The following is an 8,373-nucleotide window of genomic DNA, read 5'->3' as shown; positions in this document are numbered from 1 at the left end:
ACCCGTGGACGACCATCCCCCGAACGGGGCCCCGACCGGCCCGCCCGACGCCCCCGGGCCCGCGTCGGGCCACCACTACGACGACCAGGCCGACCCGCGCCCCGCCGCGCGCGCCCGCCTCCTCCTGGCCGGGGCCCTGCTCGCCCTGTTCGGCGCCGTGCTCGGCTACCGGGTCCTGCACGCGGGGCACCTGGAGCAGACCGCGCTGTTCTACGTCGGACTTCCGGCGGCCCTCGCCCTCCTCGTCGTCGCCACCGCGCGGCCGCGCAGCGCCGTGGGCACCGCGATGGCGGTGACGACGGTCGGCCTGCTCCTCGCCGGCCCGCTGCTGGACGAGGGCATCGTCTGCCTGCTGCTGGCCGCGCCGCTGTTCTACGGGGTCGCGGCCGCCGTCGGGGCGGTGGCCGACATCGACCGGCGCTCGCACTCCCGGCGCAACGCCCTGGTCCTCGCCCCGCTGCTGCTGGCGCTGTGCGCCGAAGGGGTCGGTGGCCTCACCTACCTGCCGCGCGCGGGGGAGGGGCGGGCCGAGACCGTCGTGGCGGCGCCCCCGGCGGCCGTGGCGCGGGCGCTCGCCGCGCCGTTCCACTACGCCGACCCGGAGTCGGTGCTGCTGCGCACGATCCCGTTTCCGCGCCCCCTCTCCGCCACCGGCACCGGCCTCGAACCCGGGGACGGGCGCACCATCGCGTTCCCCGACCGCCGCTCCCTCGGGTTCGGCTCCCGGCCCACCCCGCGCGGGATGGCCGTCGAGGTGGTCGAGAGCCGGGTCGGCGCCGACAGCGGGCGCGTGCTGTTCGCGGTCACCGAGGACACCACGCTCGCCCGCTGGCTGGACCTGCGCACCGCCGAGGTCGCCTGGGAGCCGGCCGGGGCGGGGACGCGCGTCACGTGGACGCTCGACTACCGGCGCACCTTCGACCCGTCCTGGTACTGGGGACCGATCCAGCGGTACGCGGTCGGCGAGGCGGCCGGGTACCTCGCCGACACCACGGCCGCCGCGGCGACCGGGGCGGGCGGGGAGACCGGGACGTCCGGGTCGTCCGGGTCGTCCGGTGCGGACGGCACCCCATGACCGGGCCGCTCCCCGCTGCCGCCGCCGACCCGGCGCTCATCCGCGGCGTCGCCTTCCTCGCCCCCGTCCTCGCCATCGCGGCCCTGGCGGCGATCGGCCGGCCCACCCGGACCGACGCGGCCGCCGCCGTCGTGGCGACGGCGTGGAGCGCGGTCGCCCTCGTCCCGGTCAACGCGGTGGCCGTGCACGCGGGCTGGTGGACGTTCCACGCCGAGGGCGCGGTGATGCGCGGGCTGCCCGTGGACCTGTGGATCGGGTGGGCGCTGCTGTGGGGGGCGCTGCCCGCGCTGCTGCTGCGCGACCTCGCCGCCCCGCTGGTGGTGGGGGTGCTGGTCTGGCTGGACCTCATCCTCATGCCGCTGGCGGCGCCGGTCGTCCGGCTCGGCCCGCACTGGATGGCCGGCGACCTCGCCGCGATCGCCACCGCCCTCGTCCCCGCTGTGCTGCTGGCGCGCTGGACGCGCCGGGGCGAACGGCTGGGGGTGCGGGTGGCGGCGCAGGCGGTGCTGGCCGCCGCGCTCGGGTTCGGGCTCCCGCTGTACCTGCTCGACGTCCGGTCGGCCTGGCCGCCGCAGGCGACCGCCGTCGGCGTCCAGGTGCTGGCCGTGCTGCTGCTCCCCGGGGCGGCCGCGGCGCGCGAGCTGGCCGCCGCCGGGCGCGGCACCCCACTGCCGCTCGACCCGCCGGTCCGGCTGGTCACCGGCGGCCCCTACGCCTACGTGCGCAACCCCATGCAGACCGCCGCGCTCCTCGGCTACCTCGGCTGCGCCGTGCTGACCGGGCACCCGCTGCTGCTCGTCGCGGCGGGCGTCGCCGCCGCCTTCGGGGCGGGGTTCGCCGCCTGGCACGAGGACGCCGACCTGGTCGCCGCGTTCGGCACCGACTGGCGGCGCTACCAGGCGGGTGTCCGGGCGTGGCTGCCCCGTTGGCGGCCGTGGCCGGGGCGTCCGCCCGGTGTCTTCTACGTCGCCGGGGGGTGCTCGGTGTGCAGCGGGGTGGGCGCCTGGATCGCCCGACGGGGGCCGACCGCCCTCACCCTGCGGGCCGCCGAGGACCACCCCGACCCGCCGCGCCGCGCCCTCTACGAGGGCGCCGACGGCGTCCGCGCCTCGGGCGTCGCCGCGCTGGCCCGCGCGCTGGAGCACCTGCACCTGGGCTGGGCCCTGGTCGGCTGGACCGTCCAGCTCCCGGGGGTGGCGGCCGTGCTCACCCTGCCCATCGACGCCTTCGGCGGCGGCCCCCGCACCCCGCACCCCCACCGGTCCCCGGCCCGCCCGGACCTCGACGCGGAGGGGTGAGAACAAGAGGGGCGGCGTCTGCGAGGCGACGGCGGCGAGGCGGGGCGCGGAAACGGGGACGCCCGGTGGGCATCGGGCCGGGGACGGTGACGGGCGCCTTATCGGCCGCCTGCCCGCCGGAGGGGCGGCGCCTCCAGCGCGTCCGAGGGCGTAACCGGGGCACCGTGGCACCTCGGGCGACGTCTGCGAGGCGGGGTGTAGAAGGGTGAGCCGGGCGGGTCGGGCACGGCGCGGCCGCCTCACCGGTCGGGAGTCGTCCTCCGTCGGGGCCGAAGGCCGCCTGCCCGCCGGAGAGCGGCGTCTCCGGCGGCTCCGGGTCCGCGACCAGGGCGTCCAGGAACACCATGGCACCTCGGGCGGCGGCAGCGTGACGGGGTGCGGGAACGGGGACGCCCGGTGGGCATCGGGTCGGGGACGGCGGGGGCGTCCCATCAGGCGGGGGCCGCCCTCCGCCGGAGCCGGAGGGCAGCCCCCGCTGTAAGAGCGTCCCCGCTCCGGCTCGCGGGGCCGTCAATCGCGGCGGGCGCCCGCGGGCCAGACGACGTCGACCGGGACGCCCCGGTCGCGCGCCGCCTCGACCGCGTCGCCGGTTCCCCCCTTCCCACCCGACGGCCGGCCGTCCCACACGGCGACGAGGCGGTCGATCCCGCCCAGAACCGCCTCGTTGGCGTCCCTATAGGCCTCGCGGTCGGCGACCCTGTGCGGCATGTACCGCACGCAGGCCGAGCGCATCAGGAGGGTGTCGAACCGGTCGCGGTCCCATGGCCCGACCTTCGCCTCCCGGTAGTCGACCGAAGGGAGGACGACCTCCAGCCGGCCGCCGGCGTCCAGCACGACCTCGGCGAAGAGCTGATCGGCGCCGCGCGCCAGGCAGGAGACGCCGACCAGGCCGGCGTCGGCGTACGGGGCCAGGAGCTCCACCAAGGCGGCGCGTACCAGGGGGACGCTGTCGGCCGCGAGGTTCGAGTGACCGGTGATGCCGATCCGCGTCATGCCTGCTCCTCGGAGGTCGCCTACTCGACCGGCAGCGTAGCCGACGACCCCGGCGCGGACCCCCGCCACGACGAAGCCCTCAGTGGGCGGCTGCGGCCTCGGTGCCGGTCGTGCGGCTGCCGTCGGACGCGTCCGGAGCCGAGGCCGCGCCCGCTGCCGGCGGCCCGGCCGGTCGCCCGTGCGGCCTCTTCGGATGCTCCTATAGATGTCAAGCCGCGGGAGCAAGGTCGGTCCGGGTGATGTGGTGGGCTGGTGTGCGGGTCAGAGCGCGATAGACCTCGCGGGCGGCGAAACGCTTCATACAGCGCATGATCTCCTTCTTCGACGGCCCCTCGGAGGTGCGGCGCCCCAGTCGGCCACGCGACCGGTCCGGCCCCGCTCACGCGAACGGGCGGGCCGCGCGGCTCATCCCTGCCGAATCCGGGACAAGGCGGCCGGGGGAGGCCCGAAGCGGTGGTCGAGGCCTGCCCGGTCGTGTGGCCCGGAGCCGGCGCGTCCCGCAGCGGGGTGGCGGCCGGGGGACCGGGAGGCGGTGGGGGCAGGCCCGGGGCGGTGGTCGATGCCCGCCCGGCGGACCGGGTGGCGGGCGGTGCGGTATACCCGGGGGATGGCTTCGGGTCGGGAGGTTCCGGGAGGCGGTGCCGGGCGGCGGGCGCCGGGAGCGGTGGCGTACCTGCCGTGGGTGCTGGCGGCCCCCTGGGTGGTGTGGGCGGTCGTCCGGGCGGGCGGCCTGGAGGCGGGCTTCCCGCTGGTGCCCGCCCTCGCGCTGACCCCCGTCGCGGCGGCGACCTCGGTCGTCCCCGTGGCCGTCGCGCTGCTCGCGCGGCGGTGGGGCGCCGCGGCGGCGGCGCTGGCCGCCGCGGCCGTCCTCGCGGCCTGCGTGCTCCCCCGCGCCCTCCCCGGGCCGTCCCCCGCCGTGGCACCGGAAGGGCCGCAACTGCGGGTGCTCACCCTGAACCTGCTGGCGGGCGGCGCCGACTCCGACGCGGTGGTCGACCTGGTGCGGCGGTCGGACGCCGACGTGCTCGCCGTGCAGGAGGCCACGCCCGCCGCCGTCGATGCGCTGGAACGCGCCGGGCTCGGCGCGGATCTGCCGCACGCCGTCGTCGATGCCGCACCGGGGGTGGCGGGCGGGGCGCTCTACGCCCGCCACCCGGTGCAGCGGGTGGGCGCTCCGGTCGTGCCGTCCGGTCCCGTCTTCGCGCTGCCGCGTGCGCGGATCGCCGTTCCCGGCGCGCCGCCGGTGGAGGCCGCGTCGGTCCATCCGATGCCGCCGCTGGGCGGGGCGGCGGTGTCCGCCTGGGAGCGCGCGATCGACGGGCTTCCGCCCGCCGACTCCGGGGGCCCGCTGCGCATCCTCGCGGGCGACCTCAACGCCACGCTCGACCACGCCGCGCTGCGGGCGCTCCTCGCCACCGGGTACACCGACGCCGCCGACGCGGCGGGCGCGGGCCTCCGGCCGACCTGGCCGGGGGAGCCGCTGCCGTTCGCGGCGCTCGACCACGTCCTGGTCGACGCCCGTGCGGCCGTGGACGCGGTGGAGGTCCACGACGTGCCCGGCACCGACCACCGCGCCGTCCTCGCCGAACTGACCCTCCCCGCCGCCTGACCCGCGCGGCCCGCCACCGCCTGTCCCTGCCGTAGCCGAGGGCGGGGGTGACCAGACGGGTGCCCGCCGAGGCGACGGGGCCCCCGCCCGCCACCGTCGCCGGGCGCGGACGGCGTACCACCACCAGGCCCGCCCAGTCGGCCACCGGCCCGCCCGGCCCGCCCGGGGCGCCGCTGGTCGGACCGCAGGTCGATCCCGTGCCCCGGGCCGAGCGCGGGAGTACCGGACGTAGGGCGCCCTCCCGCCGTACGGCCACCGCCCCGGTGCCCCGTGGGCGCGCCCCGGCCGGGCATTCGGCGTCGCACGGCCGATAGGGCCCCTCTCAGCGGACGGCTGGACGACGCGGAATGCGGCCGGGCGCAGCAGGGCCGGGTGGACGAGACGATCGGGTGCGTCCGTGCGACGGACCATGGAGCGGTCACACCGCGTGATGGGGGCGCGGTGGTGGAGCCGTCCACCAGGGCGAGATGCCAGGAGGCGGTCGGGTGCGGGACGGCCACTGCGCGTTCGGACCGCCACCGGGACCGGGTTCGCCGATGGGCCGCCCCCGGCCGTGGGTGTGGGACGGGCCGGTCGTCCCGCAGGGGTGGGGTGGTTGGTGTGGCCGCCGGGCTTCTCGGGCGGGCCGGGCGGGGAGCGGGGGTCCGCTGTCGGCCGAGGCTTCGGGGCCGGGGCCCGCGTCATGGGGCCGGGGGCGGGGCGAAAGGAGCGAGAGGCGTGCCCGGAAACGGGCGCGCGCGATAGCGTAGCGATCCGCCGGTCCCTCCGCGCCGGCGACGATGCCGCACGGCCTCCGGGCCGGCCATCCCCCGGGCCGGGCACCGCGTAAAGGGAGCTTATGGACGAACAGGCCATGATCACCCGCGACCTCGTGTTGCGCGTCTGCGCCAACGCCACCGAGTTCGACCCCGGCTGGCTGGAGCAGGACCGCAAGACGGTCGTCCCCTTCACCGCCCCCCGCGACACCGCCCTCATCGCCCGCGTCGTGGCCGCCGGGCACGCCCTCGGCGCCGACCGCCTGCTGGTCTGCCGCACCCGCGCCGAGTTCGCCTACGAGCCGGTGACCGAGGTGGGTCCCGACCCGATGAGCATCTTCGAGGTCATCCGCAGCTGGGGCGACGAGCCCACCGACCTGCTCGTCACCGTCGAGGACCTGTCGGCCGCCGTCCTCATCGCCTCGTCCGCGCTCACCGTCGCCGCCGGACCGCCCGACTTCCTCCGCCCGCTCGTCGGCCCCGACCCCGCCGAGGCGCGCACCCGCTTCGGCGAGGAGGCGCGCGACGACCGCGACCCCGACCTGCTGCGCGCCGCCCAGCGCTACGGCTGCCTGGAGCAGGGCGCCCGGCACGCGCGGGGTCCGCGCGGCCCCGGGCCCGACCCGGCCGAGCGGGTGGCGGCGCGGGTCCGCGCCGCCCGGGAGCGGTCGCCGGGCACCGTCGCCGCCTTCCGCGGGCTGCGCGGCGCGTGGTCGTGGGCGATGCTGGCCCTGCTGCTCACCGCCCCGCTGTTCCTGCCCGGCCTCTCCCCGGTGCCGGGGGTGGTCCTGGGGGTGCTGTGGCTGCTGGTGCAGCTCGCCTGGCTCTCGCGGTCGCGCACCGTCGGGTTCGCGACCCTCGTCCGGGTCCTGCTGCTCGGCGCGCTGATGCTGTGGCCGATCGCCCTCGCCGAGCGCGCGCTCGCCGGGGCGACCGGGCTCGACCCGCAGGGCTGGGCGGCCTACACCTACCTGGCGGTGCCCGTCGAGGAGGTCGGCAAGCTCGTCCCGCTGCTGCTGCTCCGCCTGGTGGCGCGGCGCCGGTTCCGCCGGTTCGCCGCGGTCGACTACCTGCTGCTGGCCGCCGCGTCCGGCGCGGGCTTCCAGCTCGCCGAGGAGGTGCTGCGCGCAGTGTCCTCCACAGCGGGCGGCGCCCTGGCGGTCCCCCGGTTCGGGCTGTTCACCCTGTTCCCGGGGGCCGTGGAGCTGCCCGAGGCCGGCGTGCACTTCTCCGGGCACGGCGTGACGACGGCCCTCGTCGGGGCGGCGTTCGGCCTGGCGGTCGTCGGGGCCCGGCGCTACGGCGCGTGGCTGTGGCTGCTGCCGGTCGTCGCGGTGTGGGTGGCCGGGTTGGAGCACATGGTGTTCAACGCCGCCGTCGCCGGGATCGAACCGACGCAGGCCACCCGGGTGCTGTACACCCTGTCCGGTGGAGGCGCGGTGACCCGCTGGTTCCTGCTGGTCCTGCTCGTCGCCGCCGTGCTGCTCGACTACCGGCTGGCCCGCCCCGGCACCGACGGCGCCCCGCCGCTGCCCGGCGACCCCCCGCTGGCGGGGCTGCGCCGCTGGGCCTACGGGCGCGCCATCCGCAGCGGGGTGCGGGTCCCGGGTGACATCGCGCCGGTGTTCCGCCGGCTCGCCCTGTGGTGGGCCCGGCTGCCGGTGGCGCTGAGCCAGGCGGTGGCGGCGATGCTGCACGAGTTCGCGGTGATGGTGGTGGCCGCCCGGCACGGGTTCGCGGCCCTCGGCACCGCGTGGCGGTTCCTGCGCGAGCGCCGCGCCTACGCGATGGGCGCCGCGCGCGCCGGCGACCGGCCGTGGCGGCGGTTCCCCGCCCGCGAGGAGCTGAGCGCAACCGGGCGCGGCCTGGCCGCGACCCTCGGCGCGGCGGCCGTGAGCGCGGGCGCCCTCGCGGTGGCGGCCGTCCGACTGCCCGCTGCCCTGCCGGGCGCGGGCGCCCCGGCGGCCGACACGGCGCTGTACACCCCGGCGGCCGGCGCGGCCCTGTACACCCCGGCGGCCGACACCGCCGCGTACGCCGCTGCGCTGCTGGCCCGCGCCGCCGACTGGTACGCGCAGGTGCCGGTGGGGGACCGGCCGTGGGTATGGGTGGCGCTGGTGGCGGTGGTGAGCCTGCTCGCGGGCAACTGGGCGGTGCCCGACCGCTACCCGGAGCGCCGGCTGTTCCTGCGCGAGCCGGGCCGCGGCCTCGGCCGCATCCTCGGCGTGTGCGCCCCGGGCCAGGTCCCGTACGCGGCCGTCGGCCTGCTGGGCGCGGTCCTGCCCCGCGCGGTGGATCGCCTCCTCGTCTCCCGGAGCGGCCACCCCGGCACCTGATCGAGCGGGTACCCCGCGTCCCCGGCGGCGAGCCGCCGGACGGCCCCGACGCGGCCCGACGCGGGCGCCCACCGTCCGGGGCGAGCGCGGTGCCGGGTGCGGCCACCGACGGTCCGCGCCTTGCCGCTGCGCTGATCGCAGCGCGGAACGGGGGCCATTTGTGCGGGGTGGGGGTCCCGAACGTGGTGGCCTCGGTGGGCGGCTTGTGAGTTGCGGGGGGATTCGGCGGCCAGGGAAGGGGGTCTGTGGACCGGGCCTCCGGTTTGTGCCGCCCGTGGTGGGCGGGGCCGCCGCCGACCCGCCACGC

The 8,373-nt window shown here is 78.6% G+C and carries 5 protein-coding genes; 4 read left to right on the top strand and 1 reads right to left on the bottom strand.

Going from position 1 to position 8,373, the window contains the following annotated elements; all coding sequences use genetic code 11:
• On the top strand, nucleotides 1-1,075 hold a 1,075-nt coding region (locus NT8_RS30105; protein WP_394326601.1), incomplete at its 5' end, for a hypothetical protein.
• Nucleotides 1,072-2,373, top strand: a complete 1,302-nt coding sequence (locus NT8_RS25330; protein ID WP_067974739.1) for a methyltransferase family protein — start codon at nucleotides 1,072-1,074, stop codon at nucleotides 2,371-2,373. The genes NT8_RS30105 and NT8_RS25330, both read left to right, overlap by 4 nt.
• 510 nt (nucleotides 2,374-2,883) lie before the next feature.
• On the opposite strand, the gene NT8_RS25325 is transcribed toward NT8_RS25330, so the two are convergent.
• Nucleotides 2,884-3,366 carry a hypothetical protein gene (locus NT8_RS25325; RefSeq protein ID WP_067974736.1) on the bottom strand — a complete coding sequence of 161 codons (483 nt, stop codon included), beginning with the start codon at nucleotides 3,364-3,366 and terminating at the stop codon, nucleotides 2,884-2,886.
• A 664-nt stretch (nucleotides 3,367-4,030) separates the two neighbouring features.
• On the opposite strand from NT8_RS25325, the gene NT8_RS25320 reads away from it, so the two are divergent.
• A complete protein-coding gene (locus NT8_RS25320) occupies nucleotides 4,031-4,975 on the top strand; it encodes an endonuclease/exonuclease/phosphatase family protein (protein ID WP_245646327.1) in 945 nt (314 codons plus the stop codon).
• A gap of 838 nt (nucleotides 4,976-5,813) precedes the next feature.
• Nucleotides 5,814-8,066, top strand: a complete 2,253-nt coding sequence (locus NT8_RS25315; RefSeq protein WP_067974734.1) for a PrsW family intramembrane metalloprotease — start codon at nucleotides 5,814-5,816, stop codon at nucleotides 8,064-8,066.
• Nucleotides 8,067-8,373: the final 307 nt, after the last annotated feature.

It is taken from the genome of Nocardiopsis trehalosi NBRC 14201 (assembly GCF_001552555.1).
Taxonomy (GTDB): domain Bacteria; phylum Actinomycetota; class Actinomycetes; order Streptosporangiales; family Streptosporangiaceae; genus Nocardiopsis_B; species Nocardiopsis_B trehalosi.
This window is presented reverse-complemented; position numbering and strand designations above follow the sequence as displayed.